Annotated in this window: 21 protein-coding genes; 13 read left to right on the top strand and 8 right to left on the bottom strand. The window is 67.7% G+C overall.

Translation table 11 applies throughout. The features are described from left to right. Nucleotides 1-1,236 carry a parallel beta-helix domain-containing protein gene (locus ACSION_RS04895; protein ID WP_435305099.1) on the bottom strand — a complete coding sequence of 412 codons (1,236 nt, stop codon included), beginning with the start codon at nt 1,234-1,236 and terminating at the stop codon, nt 1-3. Nucleotides 1,237-1,355: 119 nt separating this feature from the next. On the opposite strand from ACSION_RS04895, the gene ACSION_RS04890 reads away from it, so the two are divergent. Further along, nucleotides 1,356-2,399, top strand: a complete 1,044-nt coding sequence (locus ACSION_RS04890; RefSeq protein ID WP_199186238.1) for an AraC family transcriptional regulator — start codon at nt 1,356-1,358, stop codon at nt 2,397-2,399. 6 nt (nt 2,400-2,405) lie between these two features. Here the strand turns inward: ACSION_RS04890 and ACSION_RS04885 are convergent, their stop codons facing one another. From ACSION_RS04885 to ACSION_RS04865, 5 genes are all read right to left on the bottom strand, one after another. Beyond that, a complete protein-coding gene (locus tag ACSION_RS04885) occupies nt 2,406-2,789 on the bottom strand; it encodes a RidA family protein (RefSeq protein WP_435305098.1) in 384 nt (127 codons plus the stop codon). A gap of 155 nt (nt 2,790-2,944) precedes the next feature. Then, complete coding sequence (locus tag ACSION_RS04880; RefSeq protein ID WP_435305097.1) at nt 2,945-5,116, bottom strand: RelA/SpoT family protein; 2,172 nt, start codon at nt 5,114-5,116, stop codon at nt 2,945-2,947. 127 nt (nt 5,117-5,243) lie between these two features. Next, complete coding sequence (rpoZ, locus tag ACSION_RS04875; protein ID WP_056881700.1) at nt 5,244-5,543, bottom strand: DNA-directed RNA polymerase subunit omega; 300 nt, start codon at nt 5,541-5,543, stop codon at nt 5,244-5,246. 135 nt (nt 5,544-5,678) lie between these two features. After that, a complete protein-coding gene (gene gmk / locus ACSION_RS04870) occupies nt 5,679-6,296 on the bottom strand; it encodes a guanylate kinase (protein WP_435305096.1) in 618 nt (205 codons plus the stop codon). Then, entirely contained in the window at nt 6,293-7,153 is an 861-nt protein-coding gene (locus ACSION_RS04865; protein WP_435305095.1) for a YicC/YloC family endoribonuclease, read from the bottom strand. Before ACSION_RS04865 ends, gmk begins: the two co-directional genes overlap by 4 nt. Nucleotides 7,154-7,264: 111 nt before the next feature. Between ACSION_RS04865 and rph the strand changes: the two genes are divergently transcribed. From rph to ACSION_RS04810, 11 genes are all read left to right on the top strand, one after another. Further along, the gene (gene rph, locus ACSION_RS04860) at nt 7,265-7,990 is read left to right on the top strand and encodes a ribonuclease PH (protein ID WP_435305094.1); all 726 of its coding nucleotides are present in this window, start codon (nt 7,265-7,267) and stop codon (nt 7,988-7,990) included. A gap of 4 nt (nt 7,991-7,994) precedes the next feature. Then, on the top strand, nt 7,995-8,384 hold the full coding sequence (locus tag ACSION_RS04855; RefSeq protein ID WP_435305093.1) for a VOC family protein: 390 nt from the start codon (nt 7,995-7,997) through the stop codon (nt 8,382-8,384). Nucleotides 8,385-8,388: 4 nt separating this feature from the next. Beyond that, nucleotides 8,389-8,982, top strand: a complete 594-nt coding sequence (gene rdgB, locus ACSION_RS04850; protein WP_435305092.1) for an RdgB/HAM1 family non-canonical purine NTP pyrophosphatase — start codon at nt 8,389-8,391, stop codon at nt 8,980-8,982. Nucleotides 8,983-8,985: 3 nt separating this feature from the next. Continuing rightward, nucleotides 8,986-10,140 (top strand): radical SAM family heme chaperone HemW, encoded by a 1,155-nt coding sequence (hemW, locus tag ACSION_RS04845; protein ID WP_435305091.1) that lies wholly within the window; start codon nt 8,986-8,988, stop codon nt 10,138-10,140. An 88-nt stretch (nt 10,141-10,228) separates the two neighbouring features. Further along, a complete protein-coding gene (locus tag ACSION_RS04840; RefSeq protein ID WP_435305090.1) occupies nt 10,229-12,745 on the top strand; it encodes a DUF1631 domain-containing protein in 2,517 nt (838 codons plus the stop codon). Further along, nucleotides 12,742-13,089: a PilZ domain-containing protein gene (locus ACSION_RS04835; RefSeq protein WP_435305089.1), complete on the top strand. Its 348-nt coding sequence runs from the start codon at nt 12,742-12,744 to the stop codon at nt 13,087-13,089. Before ACSION_RS04840 ends, ACSION_RS04835 begins: the two co-directional genes overlap by 4 nt. 68 nt (nt 13,090-13,157) lie before the next feature. After that, a complete protein-coding gene (pepQ, locus tag ACSION_RS04830; protein WP_435305088.1) occupies nt 13,158-14,498 on the top strand; it encodes a Xaa-Pro dipeptidase in 1,341 nt (446 codons plus the stop codon). 22 nt (nt 14,499-14,520) lie between these two features. Further along, nucleotides 14,521-14,853: a hypothetical protein gene (locus tag ACSION_RS04825; protein WP_435305087.1), complete on the top strand. Its 333-nt coding sequence runs from the start codon at nt 14,521-14,523 to the stop codon at nt 14,851-14,853. Between the two features lie 45 nt (nt 14,854-14,898). Next, complete coding sequence (locus ACSION_RS04820; protein ID WP_435305086.1) at nt 14,899-15,279, top strand: VOC family protein; 381 nt, start codon at nt 14,899-14,901, stop codon at nt 15,277-15,279. A gap of 15 nt (nt 15,280-15,294) precedes the next feature. Further along, the gene (locus tag ACSION_RS04815; protein ID WP_435305085.1) at nt 15,295-15,690 is read left to right on the top strand and encodes a YciI family protein; all 396 of its coding nucleotides are present in this window, start codon (nt 15,295-15,297) and stop codon (nt 15,688-15,690) included. Nucleotides 15,691-15,699: 9 nt separating this feature from the next. Continuing rightward, entirely contained in the window at nt 15,700-16,137 is a 438-nt protein-coding gene (locus ACSION_RS04810) for a GFA family protein (RefSeq protein WP_435305084.1), read from the top strand. A gap of 7 nt (nt 16,138-16,144) precedes the next feature. Here ACSION_RS04810 and ACSION_RS04805 read toward each other — a convergent pair whose 3' ends face one another. Then, nucleotides 16,145-17,470 carry an aminopeptidase P N-terminal domain-containing protein gene (locus tag ACSION_RS04805; RefSeq protein WP_435305083.1) on the bottom strand — a complete coding sequence of 442 codons (1,326 nt, stop codon included), beginning with the start codon at nt 17,468-17,470 and terminating at the stop codon, nt 16,145-16,147. Beyond that, nucleotides 17,470-18,012, bottom strand: a complete 543-nt coding sequence (locus ACSION_RS04800; protein ID WP_435305082.1) for a UPF0149 family protein — start codon at nt 18,010-18,012, stop codon at nt 17,470-17,472. The genes ACSION_RS04805 and ACSION_RS04800 overlap by 1 nt, the downstream gene beginning before the upstream one ends. A gap of 136 nt (nt 18,013-18,148) precedes the next feature. On the opposite strand from ACSION_RS04800, the gene ACSION_RS04795 reads away from it, so the two are divergent. After that, nucleotides 18,149-20,410 carry a putative bifunctional diguanylate cyclase/phosphodiesterase gene (locus ACSION_RS04795; RefSeq protein WP_435305081.1) on the top strand — a complete coding sequence of 754 codons (2,262 nt, stop codon included), beginning with the start codon at nt 18,149-18,151 and terminating at the stop codon, nt 20,408-20,410. Nucleotides 20,411-20,435 lie beyond the last annotated feature (25 nt).

The raw sequence follows: 20,435 nt of genomic DNA, 5'->3' as shown, positions 1-20,435 counted from the left end.
TTATCCGCGCTTGAGGTCGACGGCGGGCAACCGGGGCAGCTCGCAGTCGTGGGCCTTCGCATCCTTGCTGGGGTTCTTGTAGCCGCCAGGGCCATCGGCGTTGATGACGCCGCTGACACCGCGCAGGCAGATCTGCGGACCCGCGACCTTGCCGTCCACCTGGCGGTCCTTGTTGAAGTAGCCGTCCCACAGCACGTCGGGGAAGCTGCCGCCCAGGCCGTAGGTCGCCACCTTCAACGCCTTCAGGTCGAAGCCATCCGGCGAGTCGCCGCCGCCGGAGAGCGTGTTGTCGTGGATGTAGATGCGTTCCGGGTACGGATCGAAGTTCGGCGACGCGCTGCTGTCCTTGTAGCCGGTCGAGTACACGCTGGAGACGATGATGTTGGCGGTGGCGTTGTCGCGGATCTCGTTGCCGAACACTTCGATGTCGTCGTTGGAGTTGATCACGATGCCCGACCCCGCCGGCACGCTGGCCACGGGCGTGCCCTTCGCGCCGAAATTCTCGTGGTTGTTCGCGATGACCTTGTTGTTGTAGACGCGGATGTTGCCGCCCTGCTGCGACAGACCGGGCATGTTGAACACCAGGATGCCGCCCGTGTTGCCGGTCGCCACGTTGTCGTAGACATCGGCGTTGATGGTGTTCTCCACCTCGATGCCGGCCACGTTCTGCTCGGCGCGGCTGCGCCGCACGATGACGCCGTCGGACTGGCCCACGTAGATGCCGGCATCCGACGCGCCGATCGACACGGTGTCCTCGATCAGCACGTTCTTGGTCAGCACCGGATAGATGCCGTACGCGCCGTTCTTCGTACTGGGGCCACCGGTCCACTGCACCTTCACGCCGCGCACGGTGATGTTGGACGACTCGCTGATCTTCAGGCCGTCGCCCTTCGAGTCCTCGATGGTGAGGTGCTCGATGGTGAAGTCGTCGCCGTTGACCAGCAGGCCCTCGGCACCGGCTTTCTGGCCCTTGAAGCTCAGCACGCTCTTGTCCATGCCGGCCCCGCGGATCGTCACCCCGCTCGCGCGTAAGGTCAGGCTGCGGTCGAACTGGTGGCGGCCGGCCGGGATCTCGATGACGTCACCCGGCTTGGCGTCCAGCAGGCGCTCCTGCAGGGTGGTGGCGAACGCCGCGTCGGCGGCGGCCACGGTCGCCGTCTCGGGTGCCTTGGGCTGGCAGCCCGCCGCCAACAGCGCCAGCGCGCCGGCCACTGCCAAGGAAATGTTGCGCTGCATGAGTCTCCCCTCCCATACGCCTGCGTAGTGGGGGCCAGTCTCGTGTGCCATGGCACCCCACACGGAGGGCAGGAGCGGCATACTAAGGGGGGGAAAGCGGACAAGCTGGAGGGGCTCCGATGCGCTGGAAAACCGGACTCGGCAACCGCCTGTCGGTCGCCAACCTGCCCACCAACATGCTGTGCGGCCTGGTGCTGCTGGCCGGCGAATTCGGCGTGAATGCCGAAAGCTGGTTTTCCGGCATGCGCCTGAACGTGCAGGAGATCCACGACCCGCAAGCGCGCGTGTCGTACCGCCAGGCGAGCGAGATCATTCGCCGCGCATTACCCACGCTGCCGATCGATGGCGTCGGCCTGGCCATGGGCGAAAAGCAGAACGGCGGCAACTTCGGCCTGCTCGGCCTGGCAATGAAGACCGCGCCGACGTTCGGCGATGCCGTGCAGATCGGCCTGGAGTACCAGCGCAACCTCGGCCCGCTGATGGACTTGGACCTGCAGGATCGCGATGACGGCGCGCTCGCCGTGGTCGCCACCGCGCCAGAGGAAGCGGCCGACCTGCTGCCGTTCCTGTGCGAAGAGATGTTCGCCAGTACGTTGATGCTGGCGCGCGAACTGGCGGGTCCCGAGTTCCGCCCGCTCCGCCTGGAACTCGGCTATCCCGCCCCGCGCTACGCAGCGCGCTATGCCGACCTGTTCGGCTGCGAGATCCGCTTCGACCAGATGCAGCACGCGATGGTGGTGGATCGTCGCTGGCTGGAATTGCCCTTCGCCAGCTACAACCCGGTCACTTCACGACAGGCGCTGGCGCTGTGCCAGGCGCAACTCGCGGCGATGTCGCTGCGCGGCGAAACCACCGCGGCCGTTGAGCGGCAACTGCGTCCACGGCTACGCGAGAACCCGCAGATGACCGATGTCGCCGCGGCGCTGCACTTGAGCGAACGCACGCTGCGCCGCCAGTTGGCCGAAGAGAGCACGAGCTTCAGCGCGGTGCACGACCGCGTGCGCACCGAGCGCGCGCTCGAACTGTTGCAGGACCCCGATCTGACCATCGCGGTCGTCGGCAGCCAGATCGGCTTCACCGATGTGCGCGAGTTCCGGCGCGCGTTCAAACGCTGGACCGGGCATACACCGAGCGAGGCCCGGTTGCCGGGCCCCATCGGATAGACGAGGTCAGTCGAGCACCATTACCGCATCGACTTCGAATGCGGCGCCCTTCGGCAAGCCGGACACCTCGATGGTCGAGCGCGCCGGATATGGCGCGGCGAAGTACTCCTGCATCACGGCGTTGACCGCGGCGAACTGCGACAGGTCGGTCAGGTACAAGCCGAGGCGCACGATGCGATCGAGCGACCCGTCCGCCGCTTCGGCGACGGCCTTGAGGTTGTCGAACGCACGGCGCGCCTGCACCGCGATATCGCCTTCGACCAGGTTGCCGGTGGCGGGATCCAGCGGGATCTGTCCCGAGAAATACACGGTGCCGCCGGCACGTACGGCCTGCGAATAGGGGCCGATGGCCGCCGGTGCGCGGTCGGTATGGATGATCTGCTTGGTCATGCGCGATTCCTGTGAGGATGACGGGATTCTACGTAGGGCGGGCCTTGGCCCGCCATCGCGACCGATCGGGTCACGATGGCATTGCTGGGAAAGACGACGCAAGCAAGCCGACGCGAGTACAGGCACCAGGACGGCGAGCCAAGGCCCGCCCTACGTCACTGCCGGCGCACGCCGTGCACGACGTTGAGGCGCCGCAAGCGGCGCATCACTTCGGCCAGATGGTTGCGGTCGCGCACCTGGATGGAGAAACGCAGCACGGCCATGTTGATGTCGCGCTCGAGATACTCCACGCGCTCGATGTTGGACTGGCTCTTCGCCACTGCCGCCGCGACCTGCGCGAGCACGCCCGGGCGATTCTCGACGTCGATGAGCAGGGCCGCATCGTAATCGCCGGTGACGTTGGCGTCCCAGGCGATCGGTACCCAGCGCTCCGGCGACTTGCGGAACTCGGTGACATTCGGGCAATCCAGCCGATGCACCACGATGCCCTTGCCGGCCGTGTGGTAGCCCATGATCTCGTCGCCCGGGATGGGCTGGCAGCACTGCGCGAAACTGACCACGCCGCGCTCGCCGCCGGTGATCAGGATCTTCTCCTGCGAATGCTTGGAGTGGCCGCCGGCACGCAGCTCGGCGAACGCCGTCAGCGCCTGCGCCGCCTGCGCCGGCATCCAGTTGCCCAGCGCGACATCGGCCAGGAACGCTTCCAGGCGCGGGTATTTGTGTTCGCTGAGGAAGGCTTCGAGGCGCTGCTGCGGCAGGCGTTCCAGCGAGCTGTCGAGGTCTTCCAGCGCACGGTCCAGCATGCGGTGGCCGAGCTGCACCGCGTCTTCGTGCTCCAGTTGCTTCAACTGGTGGCGGATCGCGGTGCGCGCCTTGCTGGTCACCACGAACTCGAGCCACTGCGGCTTCGGCGCGGCCGACTTGGCGGTGATGATCTCCACGCTCTGGCCGCTGCTGAGCCGGGTGCGCAACGGCACCAGCTTCTTGTCCACGCGCGAGGCCACCGCCTGGTTGCCGACGTCGGTGTGCACGGCGTACGCGAAGTCCAGCGCGGTCGCGTTGCGCGGCAGCGACAGGATCTTGCCCTTGGGGGTGAACAGGTAGACCTCGTCCGGGAAGAGGTCGACCTTGACGTTCTCCAGGAACTCCAGCGACGACCCCGCCGCACGCTGGTTGTCGATCAGCTCGACGATCCAGGCATGTGCGCGGTTCTGCGCGCTGTTGGGCGAATCCGTGCCGTACTTGTAGGTCCAGTGCGCCGCGATGCCGCGCTCGGCGATCAAATCCATCTCGGTCGTGCGGATCTGCACTTCGATCGGCGAACCGTAGGGGCCGAACAACACCGTGTGCAGCGACTGGTAGCCGTTGGCTTTCGGGATCGCGATGAAGTCGCGGAAGCGCCCGTCCAGCGGCTTGTACTGCGCATGCACCGCGCCGAGCGCGTGGTAGCACGACGGTACCGAGTCGACGACGACGCGGAAACCGAACACGTCCATTACCCGGTCGAAGCTTTTCCCTTCGCCGCGCATCTTGTTGTAGATGCTCCAGGGCGTCTTGACCCGGCTGACCAGGCGATGCTCGATGCCTTCCTTCGCCAACCGCTGCGAGAGGTGCGCCTCGATCTGCGCCATCGATTCGCGACGCATGACGGGCTGGCTGCGGATGTGCTTGTCGATCACCGCATGCCGCCACGGGTGCAGCGCGCGAAAACCGAGGTCCTGCAGTTCGGACTTCACCAGGTTCATGCCCAGCCGCTGGGCGATGGGCGCATAGATTTCCAGCGTCTCGCGGGCGATGCGCGAACGCGCCTCCGCGCTCTGCGCGCCCAGCGTGCGCATGTTGTGCAGGCGGTCGGCCAGCTTGATCATGATCACGCGCAGGTCGCGCGACATGGCCAGCAGCATCTTGCGGAAGCTCTCGGCGGCCGCTTCCTGGCGGTCACGGAACTTCAGCTTGTCCAGCTTGGTGACGCCGTCCACCAGCTCGGCCACGTTCGCGCCGAACTCGCCGGCGATCTCCTCGCCTGTGAGCGGCGTGTCCTCGATGGTGTCGTGCAGGATCGCCGCGATCAGCGTCTCCGCATCCATGCCCAGCTCAGCCAGCACGCCCGCCACGGCCACCGGGTGGGTGATGTAGGGCTCGCCCGACTTGCGGGTCTGCCCCGCGTGCGCGGCGGCGCCGACTTCCCATGCCCGGCGCAACAGCGGCAGCTGGTCTTTCGGCAGGTAGGCCGCGGTCTTTTCGAACTGCACCACGTAGTCCGGCGTCCCGTCGTTGTGCGACGGTGCGGATGTGCGAAGTGCCTTGACGGTGCGGCCAGAACTCATGCCGCCAGCCTATGCCAGTCGGGTCGGAACGGCAACGCGCGAACGAGGGTCCATGAACGCCCAAGGCCCGCTTTCGCGGGCCTTGGGTCATCGTCCGTTTCGATCGAAACGTTGGACGGCGTGAATCTCAGTCGTCGCCCTTGGACAGGTCGTCGTCGGCGACCACTTCCGCAGCGGCCCATTCCAGCGCTTCGCGCTCGGCACGCTCGCGCTCGGCCTTCTCGACGCGGTCGATCAGTTCATTGTCGATCTTGCGCGCAGCGATCTCGCGCAGCGCCAGCACGGTGGGCTTGTCCTGCGCTTCGGTGTTGTCGATCTGGGCATCGACGCCGTTGGCGAGCTGGCGGGCGCGCTTGGCGGCCATGGTGACCAGGTCGAAACGGTTGTTGACGACTTCCAGGCAATCTTCGACGGTGATGCGGGCCATGCGGGCTCCCGGCGACCGGTCGGGTCGCGCAGTGAATACGGAAAGGGGCGGCGATTGTAGGCAGCCACGCCCGGCAATGCAAGCCTTTCCTTGAAAATCAATCGGTTACGGATGAAATCCCGCGCGACGGCGGCATCAATCGGCGAGCAGGGCCGCAATCAGGCCGGCGTGGCGGACATCCTGGGCCTCCCGACGCAGCCGGCTGGCGGTGAAGATGGCATGCATTTGGCCCACGGCATCGTCGAACACGTCGTTGACGATCACGTAGTCGAACTCGCCGTAGTGCGACATCTCTTCGCGGGCCGCCGCCAGGCGTCGCTGGATGACCTCCTCGCTGTCCTGCCCACGGGCGCGCATGCGCTGCTCCAGCGCCTGTCGCGAGGGCGGGAGGATGAACACGCTGACGGCATCGGGCACTTTCTCGCGCACCTGGCGCGCGCCCTGCCAATCGATCTCCAGCAGCACATCCTTGCCTGCCGCCAATTGCGGTTCCACCGACTGGCGGGCGGTGCCCTTCCAGTCGCCGTGCACGCGGGCGTACTCGAAGAAGTCGCCGGCGCGGATCATCGATTCGAATTCGTCCGCGCTGATGAAGTGGTAGTGCTGCGCATGGCGTTCGCCGGGCCGCGCGCCGCGCGAAGTGAACGAGATGGACAGCGCGATCTCGTCATCGCGGGCCAGCACCGCGTTGACGATGCTGCTCTTGCCCGCCCCGGAGGGCGCCGCGACGATGTAGAGGGTTCCGCGCTTCATTCGATGTTCTGCGCCTGTTCGCGAATCTGGTCGATCAGCACTTTCAGCTCCACCGCGATGTTGGTGGTGCGGATGTCCACGGACTTGGAGCCTAGCGTATTGGCTTCGCGGTTGAACTCCTGCAGCAGGAAGTCCAGCCGGCGGCCCACCGGCTCCTTCTGGGTGAACACGCGCCGGATCTCCTTGACGTGACTGTCGAGGCGGTCGAGCTCCTCGTCCACGTCCAGCTTCTGCAGCCACAGCACCAGCTCTTGCTCCAGCCTGCCTTGCTCCATGTTCTGGGCCACGTCGGCCAGGCGCGCTTCCAGTTTCTGCCGCTGGCCCGCGCGGATCTGCGGGATCAGCGTGCGCACTTCGCCCGCCCGCGCGGCGATCCCATCCACGCGCTCGAGGATCGCTTCCACCAGCTTGCCGCCCTCGCGTTCGCGCGCGGCGACGAACTGGTCCAATGCGCCGTCCAGCAAGGCCAGCGCTTCGGCCTGCAAGGCCTCCATGTCCACGCCCTTGCTCTGCAGCACGCCCGGGAACTGCAACAGGTCGGTCAGTTCGGTGCGCAGGTTGGGCAGGCGCGAAGAAAGGTCTTGCGCCAGTTCGGACAGCTGCGCCACCACGCGCGGATTGAGCTGCAGTGCGCCGCCGCCCTCGGGCGCACGCAGGCGCAGGGTGAGGTCCAGCTTGCCGCGGGAGACGCGCGCCGCGACGCGCTCGCGCAGCGCGGGCTCGAGCACGCGCAGCTCGTCGGGCAGGCGCACGCCCAATTCGAGGAAGCGGTGGTTGACCGCGCGCAGTTCGGCCGTGAGCGTGCCGCCCTCGGTGGTGCGTTCGGCGCTGGCGAACGCCGTCATGCTGCGGATCATGCGGGAGCCCATCGGGTCAATGAGCGGCGCATCTTAGCAGCCTGCACGCCGGGGTCCGGGCCGGTCTATTGGGGGCTGGTAAACTTCGCCCCCCTTATCGCGGATGCCCCCATGTCCTTCTCCCGCCCCAGCGGCCGCCAGCCCGACCAGATGCGCGACGTCAGCATCCTGCGCAACTACACCCGGCATGCGGAAGGCTCCGTGCTGGTCAGCTTCGGCCACACCCGCGTGCTGTGTACCGCCAGCGTGGACAACAAGGTGCCTGGCTTCCTGCGCGGCAAGGGCGAAGGCTGGGTCACCGCCGAGTACGGCATGCTGCCGCGTTCGACCCATACGCGCAGCGATCGCGAAGCATCGCGAGGCAAGCAGGGCGGGCGGACGCTGGAGATCCAGCGCCTGATCGGGCGCACCCTGCGCGCCTGCGTGGACCGCGGCGCGTTGGGCGAGCGCACCATCACCCTGGACTGCGACGTGCTGCAGGCCGACGGCGGCACCCGCACGGCCGCCATCACCGGCGCCTACGTCGCGATGGTGGATGCGGTGAACTGGCTGAAGGCCCGCAACGAGATCAAGCGCGATGTGATCCATGGTGCGGTTGCGGCCGTATCGGTGGGCATCTACCGCGGCGTGCCGGTGCTCGACCTCGACTATCCCGAGGACAGCGACTGCGATACCGACATGAACCTCGTGATGAACGACGGCGGCGGCTTCATCGAGCTGCAGGGCACGGCCGAGGGCCACGCCTTCCGCCGCGACGAACTGGATGCGCTGCTCGCGCTCGGCGAGAAGGGCATCGGCGAACTGTTCGCCGCCCAGCGCGCCGCGCTCGAGGGCTGATGCCATGGCGCGCCTGAGCCTGGTCACCCTGTTGGTGGACGACTACGACCGCGCCATCGCGCACTATCGCGACGCGCTGGGTTTCGAGGTGCGCGAAGACACCGACCTCGGCGGTGGCAAGCGCTGGGTGCGTGTCGCGCCCGCCGGCGAAGGCGCCACCGATCTGCTGCTCGCCGTGGCCAGCACCGACGAACAGCGCGCGCGCATCGGCGACCAGACCGGCGGGCGCGTCGGCTTCTTCCTGCAAACCGACGATTTCTGGCGCGACCACGCGCGGATGTCGGCGGCGGGCATCGAGTTCATGGAAGCGCCGCGCGAGGAGAGCTACGCCACCGTCGTCGTGTTCCGCGATGCCTATGGCAATCGCTGGGACTTGCTGCAACCGAAGGGATGACCGCATGAAACTCGTCCTCGCCTCCTCCAATACCGGCAAGCTGGAAGAGCTCCGCAGCCTGCTGGCTGATACCGGCATCGAACTGGTCGCCCAGTCCGACCTCGGTGTCGAGGATGCCGACGAAACCGGCACCACCTTCGTCGAAAACGCCCTGATCAAGGCCCGCCACGCCAGCCTGCAGACCGGCCTGCCCGCATTGGCCGACGACTCCGGCATCTGCGTGGATGCGCTCAACGGCGCGCCCGGCCTCTACTCGGCGCGTTATGCCAGCGGCCATGGCGACGCACAGCGCAATATCGACAAGTTGCTGGAGGCGCTGCACGACGTCGCCGGCGAGCAGCGCGGCGCGCACTTCTACTGCGTGCTGGTGCTGCTGCGCCACGCGCACGACCCGCAGCCGCTGATCGTCGAAGGCGAATGGCGCGGACGCATCCTGCACGAGCGTCGCGGCACCGGTGGCCATGGCTACGACCCGGTGTTCTTCGATCCGCAGCACGGCCAGTCCGCCGCGGAGATGCCGCTGGGCGAGAAGAACCGCATCAGCCATCGTGGCAAGGCGCTGGCCGGGCTGAAGCAACGCTTGCTCGACCTTCCCTGATCCATGCTGATTCCCCCGCCCCTCGCGCTCTACGTGCACATGCCGTGGTGCGTGCGCAAATGTCCTTACTGCGATTTCAATTCGCACCAGGGCAAGGGCGAACTGCCGTTCGACGGTTACATCGACGCCCTGCTCCGCGACCTCGACCACGACCTGCCGCTGGTCTGGGGCCGCACCGTGCACAGCGTCTTCTTCGGCGGCGGCACGCCCAGCTTGTTCCCGTCTGACGCGATCGATCGCTTCCTGCAGGCTGCCAGCAGTCGGTTGCGCTTCGCGCCCGGCCTGGAGGTGACGCTGGAAACCAACCCCGGCACGGCCGAGCACGGCCGTTTCGAGAACTACCGCGCCGCCGGCGTGAACCGCATCAGCTTCGGTATCCAGAGTTTCGATGATGCGAGCCTTGAGAAACTCGGCCGCATCCACGACAGCCGGGAAGCCGAGCATGCGGTCAAGCTGGCGCAGGATGCCGGCCTGGACAATCTCAACCTCGACCTGATGTATGCGCTGCCAGGGCAGACGCTGGCCATGGCCGAATACGACCTGCAGCGTGCGTTCGCCCTGCAACCGGCCCATATCTCGCACTACCAGCTCACGCTGGAACCGAACACGGTCTTCTTCGCCCGGCCGCCACAGGGCATCCCTGACGATGACCACGCCTGGGACATGCAGGAGCACTGCCAGGCGCTGCTGGCCGATGCCGGCTACCAGCACTACGAGGTCAGCGCCTATGCCCGTCCGGGACGCCGCTGCGCACACAACCTCAATTATTGGCGTTACGGGGATTACATCGGCATCGGGGCCGGCGCGCACGGCAAGATCACCGTGGGTGCAACGCAGCAGATCCTGCGTCGCTGGAAGGTCAAGCATCCCACCGCCTACCTGGCCGCGGCGGGCACGCCCGCGGCCATCGGCGGGGACGACGACATCACGCCCGAGCGCCGACCCTTCGAGTTCATGCTCAACGCGCTGCGCCTGCAGGAAGGCTTCGCCCTGGCCGATTTCGAAGCCACGACCGGGCTGGGTCGCGACACCATCGCCGCCCCTTTGGCACGCGCATTGCAACAGGGCTGGGTGAGCCTGACCGACACCCATGTCCACCCGACCTCACTCGGCCGCCGTTTCACGAACGATGTGATCGAACTCTTCCTCGACGCGTGACGGCGACGCTCCGACCGGGGCGATGGATGGATGCGCGGGCTGCACGGGGTGTGATAATGATGGCGCCACAGGGGAGCCCGCCGCACCGATGACCGCGCCACGACCGCCTTCGCCCGCTGCCGCGCCGACCACGATTGCATCGGCCGCGCTGCCTCCGCGCGTGCGCCGCGTGCTGCAGAACCTGTTCGACCACGTCTCCACGGATTTCATCACCGCGCTCAATGCGATGCTGGTGGAATTCGAGCAGCAGCTGTTCAAGCACGCCGACCAGGCCCGCAGCAACCATTTGCAGGCGCAGGTCTTCGTCGACCTGCGCGCATTGCAGAAGCACCGCACCGAGCTGGCGCCGCACTACATGTTCGGACTCGAGGCCGAACTGGCTTCGATCCGCACACCGCGCACGGCGAGCGACGCACCCTCGTCCGCTCGTCTGGATTACCAGACCCTGACCCTGGTCGAAGACGCGGTGATGGACCAGGAGATCGTGCTGCGCGAAGTCGCGCGCCGGCACGAGCAGCGCGGCAACGCGCAGATCCTGATGCTGGGCCAGCGTTTCGGCGTGCTCGCCGGACAGCCGGCCTATGAGGCGGAATCGCTGCCGCTGGGCCCGAACCGCCTCTGCCACGTGCTGAAGGAAGCCGCGGATTGCCTCCAGCTGTCGCTGGATGCGCAACTCGTGCTGTACCGCACCTTCGACCAGAAGGTGATGCTGAACTACGCCGAATGGGCCGGCACGGTGAACCAGTTCCTTTCGCGCGAAGGCATCCTGCCCGGCCTGGTGTACCAGCCGCGACGCATGCGCGCGCAGGACGCCATCCGTCGGAATCCGCGCGACGAGGGCGATGGCGCAGCGCGTCCCATGACGGGCTGGAATGGCCAGGGCACGGCCTCGCACTGGGCCACGCTCACGCCGGAACAGCTACAGGCGGTCGCGGGCGCCCTGACGGGCAGCAGCATCCCTGACGTGGGCAGTGGCAGCGCGCCGCCGCCGCTCCCACCGCGCGACACCACGCCCACGGATGCTGGCACCGCCACCACCCCCGCCACCGATGCCGCGGGCTCGTTCGAGGTGCTGCAGAAACTGCTGGCCATCCGTCGTGGCGGCTTGCAGGCCGATGCCCAGGCGTTGGCGGGCGGAGCCGGCGCCCCGGGTACTCCCGGAATGTTGACCCAGGAACCCGTCGACACCACATCATCAGGGGCGTCGGTTGCCGGAGGCATGGGCGGCCATGCCGTGTCCGGCCAGGGTGGCGCGGCAGGTGCCGGCGCGCACGCGGCAACACCCCGTCTGCTCCCCACGCCCGACGTACTGAGTACGTTGCAAGGCATGCAGGCCACGCCGCTTCCCGCCCGGACGCCCGACCAACCACGGCGCACCGTGCAGGACCTGCAGCAAGCCATGCTCGCCGCCGCGCGCGCGCAGCACGGCCCCAACGCCACGCTCGCCAGCGCGGACTCGGACACCTTCGAATTGCTGGACCTGCTCTACAACGAGATCGAACGCGAGGTGCAGCACGACGCCCCGGCCGCCGACATGCTCGTGCGCCTGCAGGTGCCGGTGGTCCAGGCCGCATTGCGCGACCGCAACTTCTTCCTGCGTTCGCAGCACCCCGCGCGCGACCTGCTCAACACCGTCGCGGAGTCCGGCGCGACCTGGCTGGGCGAAGACGACGTGGATCCGCACCTGGTGCAGAAGCTGCACAAGGCCGTAGAAACCGTCGTGGAGACGTACGAAGGCGATGAAGCCGTCTTCGAGGACGCCCACCGCGATGTGCAGCAGCACCTGCAGGCCGCCGTGCGCAAGGCCGAACTGGCCGAGCGCCGGCAGGTCGAGGCCGCGCGCGGCAAGGACCGGCTGGAGATCGCCAAGCAACGCGCCGCCGAGACCATCGAATCCGCGATGGCCGAGGCCAAGCCGCAGAAATTCGTGCAGGCCCTGCTCAGCCAAGCCTGGGCCGACGTGCTCACGCTCACCCAGTTGCGCAACGGCGAGACCTCCGGCGAGTGGGCCGACCAGCTGCAGACCACGCTGGAGATCGTCGCCGCCACCACCACGGCGCAGGGTGCCAACCCCGTGTTGGCCGGGAAGGTGGAGAAGTCGCTGGTCCAGGTGGGCTACCACGAGGACGAAGCAGCCGCGATCGCGCGCCGCCTGTCGAGCGTCGAGGAAGACGAGACCACCTCGCGCACCGAACTCACCGCGCGGCTGAAGGCGCGCGCGCGTCTCGGCGGGCAGAACGAGGTCAAGAAGAAGCCCACGCAGCCGCGCACGCCGCAGGAACAGGAGTGCTACGACTACCTGCGCACGCTGCCGTTCGGCACCTGGTTCGAGTTCACCCGCAACCAGCAGGGCGACGTACAGCGCCAGCGACTGTCGTGGTTCAGCCCGGTCACCGGCAACGCGCTGTTCGTCAACCAGCGCGGGCAGCGCGTGGGCGAGCATTCGCTGGATACGCTGGCGCACCTGATGGCCAAGGGCCAGGCGCAAGTGGTCACCGAAGACCGCGGCCGCCTGATCGACCGCGCATGGAACGCCACGCTCAACGCGCTGCGCAGCCTGACCGGCCGCCGCGGCGACGCCGAACCCGCAGGAGACGCCGCATGATGCGCGAGTTCCGCCGCGCCCGCCGGCGCAACGTGCCCAAGCCGGTCGCCGTGTTCGACCTGATGACCGAACAGGTCATCGGCCGCCTGGGCAACCTGTCCGAATCCGGCATGTTGCTGGTGGCGACCGAACCGGTGACCGAAGACGCGCTGTACCAGCTGCGCTTCCACCTGCGCGACGACCGTGGCCAGGACGTGCCGATCGACGTCGGTGCCCACCTGCTGTGGTCCGCGCCGGCCAATACGCCCGGCCAGTCCTTCGCCGGCCTGCGCTTCCTGACCATCGACCGCGAGCCGCTGGAACGCCTGCGACAGTGGGTGAACGCCGGGCCGGAAGCCGAATAGGACATGGCGCCCCGGCCTGCACCGGCCGGATGCGGCAAAATGGCGGTTCTCCCGCAAGAGCCTCCGCCATGAACGCACCCGCCGATCTCGCCGCCCGCCTCGTCCCGCTTTATGCGGACCACCTGGCGTTGATGAAGCAGCGCGCGGACGAGGCACTGTCGCGTGGCGGTTTCGATCATCTGGTCGTGCCCAGCGGCACGCAGCACTGGCAGGTGTTCGACGACCGCGACTATCCGTACGCGGTGAACCCGCAATTCAAGGCCTGGCTGCCGATGACCCGCCTGCCCTACAGCTGGCTGGTGTACACGCCGGGCGAACGGCCGAAGGTGATCTTCTACCAGCCTTTCGACTACTGGCACGTGGTGCCGGATGCGCCCAGCGGCTGGTGGGTGGACCACTTCGACATCCAGATCATCCGCAAGCCCGACGAGGCGATCGCATTGCTGCCGCCGGCCACGCGCAGCGCGATCCTCGGCGAGCCGCAGAGTGCGCTCGGCGACTACACGCCGAACAACCCCGAGCCCGTCATCCAGTACCTGGAATACCAGCGCTCCTACAAGACGCCGTACGAGATCGCGCTGATGCGGCAGGCGCAGCGCCTGGCCGTGCGCGGCCACCGCGCGGCGGAAGCTGCGTTCCGCGCGGGCGAGAGCGAGTTCGGCATCCACATGGCCTACTGCACCGCCGTCGGCCAGGACGCCAACGAGCTGCCGTACGGCAACATCATCGGCCTGAACGAACACGCGGCCGTGCTGCACTACACCGAACTGCAGCGCGTCGCACCGGCGCCGCTGCGCAGCTTCCTGATCGACGCCGGCGCCAGCTTCCACGGCTATGCCAGCGACATCACCCGAACCTACGCGTACGACACCGCCAGCGAGTTCCAGGCGATGATCGATGCGGTCGACACCGCGCAGCAGGCGATGTGCGCCGGCGTGCGTAGCGGCGTGGACTACAAGCAACTGCACGTGGACGCGCATCTCACCCTGATGGGCATCCTGAAGGAGTTCGGCGTGATCACCGTGTCGCCGGAAGCGGCGCTGGCCACCGGCGTCAGCGCCGCCTTTTTCCCGCACGGCCTGGGCCATCCGATCGGCCTGCAGGTGCATGATGTCGCGGGCTTCGCGGCGACGGATCGCGGCGGCCGCATCGAACGCCCCGCCGGCCATCCCTACCTGCGCATGACCCGCGTGCTGGAACCGGGCATGGTCGTCACCATCGAGCCCGGCCTCTACTTCATCGACCTGCTGCTGGACGAGGTGAAGAAGAACGGCCATGCCGCCAGCGTCGACTGGGCACGCGTCGACGCCTTCCGCCCCTACGGCGGCATCCGCATCGAGGACGAAGTGCTCTGCACGGACGGCGACGCCGAAAATCTGACCCGGCCGGCATTCGCGGAAGCGCGCTGAACCACGCGACGGGACGGCACGCATGATGTTCATGATCGGCCAGGGAGAGCAGGTGGTATCGGTCGGCCCGCCCGAACCGCACCATTGCCCGCGTTGCGACGAAGTGCGCGAGTTCGAGCCGCAGTTCACGTACAAGTACGGCCGCTTCGACCTGCTGTTCGGGTTCGTCTACGGCGGGCGCTACCAGCTCGCTTGCCCCGTCTGCCAGCACGGCTGGGTGCTCGACACGAAGGAAGCCGAGCGGCTATACGGCCGCCCCGATATCCCCTTGCGCCTGCGCTACGGCCTGGTGTTCCTGTTGGGTGTGTTCGCAGCGCTTGGTGCGGCTTCACTGGCGATGCCACCGGCGGGCTGACACACTCGAGCCTTCCGCACCAGCACGACATCCACGGAGGTCCACATGGAACGCGTCACCGGCATCGGCGGCATCTTCTTCAAATCGGCGGATCCCAAGGCGCTCAGCGCGTGGTATCGCGACCACCTGGGCCTGGATGTCTCGGACTGGGGCGGCGCGATTTTTCCGTGGGGCGGTGAAGGCAGCCCGGTCGGCATGACCATCTGGAGTCCGTTCAAGCAGGACACCACTTACATGGCGCCCAGCACGTCGAGCTTCATGATCAATTTCCGCGTGGCTGACCTGGACGCGTTGCTGGCCGCGCTGCGCGAGGAAGGCTGCAACGTGGTCGGCGACCCTCAGGTGTCCGAACAGGGCAAGTTCGGCTGGGTGCTGGACCCCGAAGGCAACAAGGTCGAGTTGTGGGAACCGCCCGCAGGGCAATGACGGAGGCATGAGGCCATGACGGCATCCGATTACCTGTTGATTTCCCGCGGACAGTGGGACGACACCGCCTCGCCGCAAGACGTACAGGACGCGATCGACCGCTTCTACACCTGGTACGAACGCGGCCTGGCCGAAGGCGTACTGAAGCCCGGCAGCCGCCTGGAGAACCGTGGCAAGCGCGTCACCCGCGACGGCATCACCGACGGACCATTCGCCGAAGCGAAGGAGCTGGTGGGCGGCTACTGGTTCATCGTGGCCGATTCGCTCGAAGACGCCGCACGGATCGCCTCGGAGAATCCCTGCCTGGCCTTCGGACTGACGCTGGAGATCCGGCCGCTGGAAGCGGCGCGTGCCCGCGCCGGGATCGTGACCAATGAAACACCCGCGGCCTGGCGTTCCCGCGGCGGTTGATCCGCGCCGATGACCGCGACCCGCGCGACGCTCCAGGGCGGCTGCCATTGCGGCGCGATCTCCCTCGCGTTCTCCACCGCGCTGGTACCCGCGGACACGGCGCCACGCGCCTGCGACTGCAGCTTCTGCCGCGCGCATGGTGCGGCATGGGTGTCGGACGCGAACGCGCAGCTGATCATCCATGCACATCGTCCTGAACGTCTGCGCCGCTACCGACAGGGCTCGCTGGCCGCGCAATTCCTGCTGTGCGGCGAGTGCGGCGTGCTGGTCGCGGTGGTGTTCGAGGAGGGCGACCGCAGTTACGCGGCGGTCAACACCCGGTGCCTGGAGGTGCGCGACGCCTTCGCGCCCACGGCATCGGTCTCGCCACAGCGGCTGTCGCCTGAGGAGAAGCTCGCGCGCTGGCGTCAGCTGTGGATTGGAGAAGTAGGCGTGCAGATGATGTAAGCCGCCCTCAGGCGGACGCCATCGCCGCTTCGATCTCGTCGGCGCTGCGCGCCAGCGCATCGGTCAGCACCACCGGACCGTCGGCGGTGACCAGCACGTCGTCCTCGGTACGTATGCCGATGCCGCGCCATTTCGCATCGACCGTGGTGTCGTCGTGCGAGACGTAAAGGCCGGGCTCGATCGTGAAGGCCATGCCGGGTTCCAGCAGGCGCGAATCACCGTCGATGCGGTAGTCGCCGACATCGTGCACGTCCAGGCCCAGCCAGTGGCCGGTCTTGTGCCGGTAGAACCGGCGGTAGTTGCCCTCGGCCAGGTGCTTCTCCAGCTTGCCCTTCAGCAGGCCGAGCCGCAGCAGGCCCTCGGTGAGCGTCTCCACCGCGGCCACGTGGCCGGCCTCGTAGGGCACGCCGACGCGAGCACAACCCAGCGCGGCGCGCTGTGCATCGCCCACCAGGTCGTGCAGCGCGCGCTGCGCCGGCGTGAAGCGGCCGTTGACCGGGAACGTGCGGGTGATGTCCGAGGCATAGCTGCGGTATTCGGCACCCGCGTCGATCAGCACCAGGTCGCCATCGCGCGCCTGTGCGGTGTTGGCGCGATAGTGCAACACGCAGGCGTTGTGGCCGGCGCCGACGATGCTGTTGTAGGCCGGCCAGGCGTCGTTCGCGCGGAACACGCGCTCCAGGTCCGCCTGCAGTTCGTATTCGCGGATGCCGGGCCGCGCGGCGCGCATCGCGGCCTGGTGCGCCTGCACGCTGATGTCGGCGGCACGCTGCATCAGCTTGATCTCGTCCTTCGACTTGAACAGGCGCAGGTCGTGCAGCAGGTGGCCGAGTTCGAGGAACTCGTGCGGCGGCTGCGCGCCCTGGCGCACCTGTGCGCGCACGTGGCGCACCCAGCCGATCAGCTTGAGGTCGAAGTCGGCATCGCGGCCGAAGTGGTAGTACACCCGCGAACGGCCTTCGAGCAGCCCCGGCAGGATCTCGTCGAGATCGTCGATGGGATAGGCATCGTCCATCCCGTAGTCGTTGACCGCGCCGTCCTGGCCGGCGCGCGGACCGTCCCAGCCCTCGCGTTCGGGATCGCGCTCGCGGCAGAACAGGATCGCTTCGCCATGCTTGCGGCCCGGCACCAATACCAACACCGCATCCGGCTCGGGGAAACCGCACAGGTACCAGAAGTCGGAATCCTGCCGGTACGGGTAATGGGTGTCGTGGCTGCGGATGCGCTCGGGCGCGGCGGGCAGCACCAGGATGGCGTCATTGCCGGTCATCCGCATCAGCTGCCGGCGCCGTCGGGCGAACTCCGCCGCGGTGATGCCGGTCAGCGCCTTCATCAGTTCAGGCTCCGGCGATGCCGGGGCCCGAGGACGCAATCACCGTGCAGCAGCAAGGCCGCGACGCGGACGAACTCTTCCAGTTCGGCCAGCGCGTCCTCGTCCTCCTCGTCCTCGCTGCTTTCGGCCGAGGCCTTGGCGAGGCGCGCGAGATCCTGCAGCGCCTCCTGGCCTTCCTCGGACAGCGGCGGCATCGCACCGGCGGCGAGCCCGAACGCGCCGAGGAAGCCGCGACACCAGCCGAACAGCGCTTCGGCGCGCTCGTCGAGCGGGCGGTCCGCACCGGGCAACAGCAGATCGAAAGAGAAACCGCGATCCTCGAGCTGGACGACGGCCGCTTCGCGCAACTGGTCCAGGACACTCCCCGGAGCGGGTGCGGGCAACGCATCGTCGGCCAGGGCGCGGGCCAGCCAGGTACCGTCGGCGGCACCGCCACCGGCGAGCCAGCCGCACAATGCGCCGTGCAGTTCCGAGGCGTCCGTCGCCAGCCCCAGCTGGCGGGAAGCCGCGTCGACGGCGGCGATATCGGGAAGGTCGGGCATAGAAGAACGCAATCCGCTGCAGGTTTCGGACAACCCCACGATTGTACCAACGAAAAGCCGCATCCCGGCTTGTTGTGCATGTGTACGCATGCCTACACTCCGATATCACCTTGGCCCGGACGGTACGTCCACCCCCATGCTGCCTCTTCCTGTCGCTGCAGTCCTCGCAACGGCTTCCCCGCTGTCGTCCCAGCCCCTGGTCATGGTGCTCGCGGGCGCGGTGCTGCTGGGCGTGGTGGTGATCGGCACGCGGCCATGGTGGCAGGGATGGCTGGCGGCGCGGCAGGCGCAACCTGAGCCGCCGCGCAGCGAAACGCTGCGCAATCGCGACGAACGCCTGAAGCTGGCCCTGTGGGCCTCGGGCGAGCAGTTCTGGGACTACGACTTGGTGCAGCGCCGGTTGTACCGCATGCGTGCGGACGAGACCGCCGTGCAGACCGCCGACATCACCGTCCTGACCCGCCAGGGCGAAGTGCCGACGATCCACGAAGAGGATCTTCCATTGGTGATGGAGCGCCTGCGCCTGCACCTGCAGGGCAAGTCGCCGATCTTCACTTCCGAGCACCGCATGGACATGCTGGGCAACGGCACGTGGGTATGGGTGCGCGCGCGCGGCCGTGTGGTGGAGCGCGATGCGGAAGGGCAACCGGTACGCATCGCAGGCACCGCGCGCGACATCACCGCCAGCCGCAACGCCGAGTACGAACACCGCATCGCCGGCGAAGTGATGCGCAGCATGAACGAAGCCGTCGCCGTGCTGGACTGGGCCCACCAGTTCATCACGATCAACCCGGCCTTCACCCGCATCACCGGCTACGCCGAAGACGAGATCATCGGCCAGCCGATGACCATGCTGGACAGCGACCAGCACGAGGACGCCTTCTTCGAACGCATGCACCGCGAACTGCGCCTCACCGGGCGCTGGTCCGGCGAAGTGTGGAAGGTCCGCAAGGACGGCGAAGAGATCCTCTGCCGCATCGAGACCAACGTGGTGCCTGACGTCAGCGGTGAGCGTCCGCTGTACGTGCAGGTCCTCACCGACATCACCGAGCAGAAGCGCGCTGAACAGGAACTGCGCTACCTGGCCAACTACGACACCCTCACCAGCCTGCCCAACCGCTCGCTGCTGTCCGAGCGGCTGTCGCGCGCCATCGTGCGGGCGCGCCGCGAGCACGGCCACGTGGCGGTGCTGTTCATCGACCTGGACCGCTTCAAGGACATCAACGACTCGCTCGGCCATGCCACCGGCGACCGCATCCTGCGCGCCGCCGCAGCGCGCGTGCAGCAGACCGTCGGCACCCAGCACACCGTCGCCCGCCTGAGCGGCGACGAGTTCACGGTGGTACTGGAGGACATCAATGGCCTGCCCGACGCCGAGGACGTGGCGCAGCGGATCATCCAGGCATTCCGCGCGCCACTGAATTTCGGCGAACGGCTCGAGCTGGCGGTGTCGCCCTCGATCGGCATCAGCCTGTACCCCGAGCATGCACAGGTACCGACCGAACTGCTCAAGCACGCCGACACGGCCATGTACCAGGCCAAGGCGATGGGCCGGCACACCTATCAGGTGTATTCGGAAACGATGGACGAGAAGAACCGCCATCGCGCCATCCTGGCCAGCGCGCTGCGCCGTGCGATCGACCGCAATGAACTGTCGCTGGTGTTCCAGCCGCGCCTGTCCATCTCGCGCCAGCGCATCACCGGCGTCGAAGCGCTGTTGCGCTGGGACAGCCGCGAATTCGGCATGGTCTCGCCGGCGCAGTTCATCCCGCTGGCCGAAGAGTCCGGGATGATCCTCGAACTCGGTGCCTGGGCGCTGCGCGAGGCCTGCCTGACGCTGCGCAACTGGCACGACGCCGGCCTGGAAGAGCTGTCGGTGGCGGTCAACGTGTCCGCCACCCAGCTCCAGCGTGGCGACCTGCAGGCCGTGGTGGCGCGCACGCTGGAGGAAACCGGCATCCCGGCCAACCGGCTGGAACTGGAACTCACCGAAAGCGTCATCATGGCGAATCCCGAGCAGAACGCGGACACGCTGCGCGCGTGCCGTCGCCTGGGCATCTCGCTGGCGATCGACGATTTCGGCACCGGTTATTCGTCGCTGGCGTACCTCAAGCGTTTGCCGCTGACCACGCTGAAGATCGACCGCGAGTTCATCGGCGACCTGACCCACGACAGCGACGACGAAGCCATCACCAGCACCATCATCACCATGGGCCAGTCGCTGGCGCTGAAGGTGGTCGCCGAAGGCGTGGAAACATGGGACCAGTACGAATTCCTGCGTAGCCATGGCTGCGACGAGGTGCAGGGCCACTGGGTCGCGCAGGCGCTCAGCCCGGACCAGTGCCTGCGGTTCATCCGCGAGTACTACCCCGGCTCAGGCATCCGCGTCGCTTCCTGAACCCGCGCGGGAGCGCTTAGGGCCC

The organism is Pseudoxanthomonas sp. LjRoot125 (assembly GCF_964252705.1).
Lineage (GTDB): Bacteria > Pseudomonadota > Gammaproteobacteria > Xanthomonadales > Xanthomonadaceae > Pseudoxanthomonas_A.
This window is presented reverse-complemented; position numbering and strand designations above follow the sequence as displayed.

What these genes read in the sequence shown, in the direction of transcription:
- ACSION_RS04895 (WP_435305099.1), bottom strand. Translation starts at nt 1,236, where the DNA reads ATGCAGCGCAACATTTCCTTGGCAGTGGCCGGCGCGCTGGCGCTGTTG.
- ACSION_RS04890 (WP_199186238.1), top strand. Translation starts at nt 1,356, where the DNA reads ATGCGCTGGAAAACCGGACTCGGCAACCGCCTGTCGGTCGCCAACCTG.
- ACSION_RS04885 (WP_435305098.1), bottom strand. Translation starts at nt 2,789, where the DNA reads ATGACCAAGCAGATCATCCATACCGACCGCGCACCGGCGGCCATCGGC.
- ACSION_RS04880 (WP_435305097.1), bottom strand. Translation starts at nt 5,116, where the DNA reads ATGAGTTCTGGCCGCACCGTCAAGGCACTTCGCACATCCGCACCGTCG.
- rpoZ (WP_056881700.1), bottom strand. Translation starts at nt 5,543, where the DNA reads ATGGCCCGCATCACCGTCGAAGATTGCCTGGAAGTCGTCAACAACCGT.
- gmk (WP_435305096.1), bottom strand. Translation starts at nt 6,296, where the DNA reads ATGAAGCGCGGAACCCTCTACATCGTCGCGGCGCCCTCCGGGGCGGGC.
- ACSION_RS04865 (WP_435305095.1), bottom strand. Translation starts at nt 7,153, where the DNA reads ATGATCCGCAGCATGACGGCGTTCGCCAGCGCCGAACGCACCACCGAG.
- rph (WP_435305094.1), top strand. Translation starts at nt 7,265, where the DNA reads ATGTCCTTCTCCCGCCCCAGCGGCCGCCAGCCCGACCAGATGCGCGAC.
- ACSION_RS04855 (WP_435305093.1), top strand. Translation starts at nt 7,995, where the DNA reads ATGGCGCGCCTGAGCCTGGTCACCCTGTTGGTGGACGACTACGACCGC.
- rdgB (WP_435305092.1), top strand. Translation starts at nt 8,389, where the DNA reads ATGAAACTCGTCCTCGCCTCCTCCAATACCGGCAAGCTGGAAGAGCTC.
- hemW (WP_435305091.1), top strand. Translation starts at nt 8,986, where the DNA reads ATGCTGATTCCCCCGCCCCTCGCGCTCTACGTGCACATGCCGTGGTGC.
- ACSION_RS04840 (WP_435305090.1), top strand. Translation starts at nt 10,229, where the DNA reads ATGACCGCGCCACGACCGCCTTCGCCCGCTGCCGCGCCGACCACGATT.
- ACSION_RS04835 (WP_435305089.1), top strand. Translation starts at nt 12,742, where the DNA reads ATGATGCGCGAGTTCCGCCGCGCCCGCCGGCGCAACGTGCCCAAGCCG.
- pepQ (WP_435305088.1), top strand. Translation starts at nt 13,158, where the DNA reads ATGAACGCACCCGCCGATCTCGCCGCCCGCCTCGTCCCGCTTTATGCG.
- ACSION_RS04825 (WP_435305087.1), top strand. Translation starts at nt 14,521, where the DNA reads ATGATGTTCATGATCGGCCAGGGAGAGCAGGTGGTATCGGTCGGCCCG.
- ACSION_RS04820 (WP_435305086.1), top strand. Translation starts at nt 14,899, where the DNA reads ATGGAACGCGTCACCGGCATCGGCGGCATCTTCTTCAAATCGGCGGAT.
- ACSION_RS04815 (WP_435305085.1), top strand. Translation starts at nt 15,295, where the DNA reads ATGACGGCATCCGATTACCTGTTGATTTCCCGCGGACAGTGGGACGAC.
- ACSION_RS04810 (WP_435305084.1), top strand. Translation starts at nt 15,700, where the DNA reads ATGACCGCGACCCGCGCGACGCTCCAGGGCGGCTGCCATTGCGGCGCG.
- ACSION_RS04805 (WP_435305083.1), bottom strand. Translation starts at nt 17,470, where the DNA reads ATGAAGGCGCTGACCGGCATCACCGCGGCGGAGTTCGCCCGACGGCGC.
- ACSION_RS04800 (WP_435305082.1), bottom strand. Translation starts at nt 18,012, where the DNA reads ATGCCCGACCTTCCCGATATCGCCGCCGTCGACGCGGCTTCCCGCCAG.
- ACSION_RS04795 (WP_435305081.1), top strand. Translation starts at nt 18,149, where the DNA reads ATGCTGCCTCTTCCTGTCGCTGCAGTCCTCGCAACGGCTTCCCCGCTG.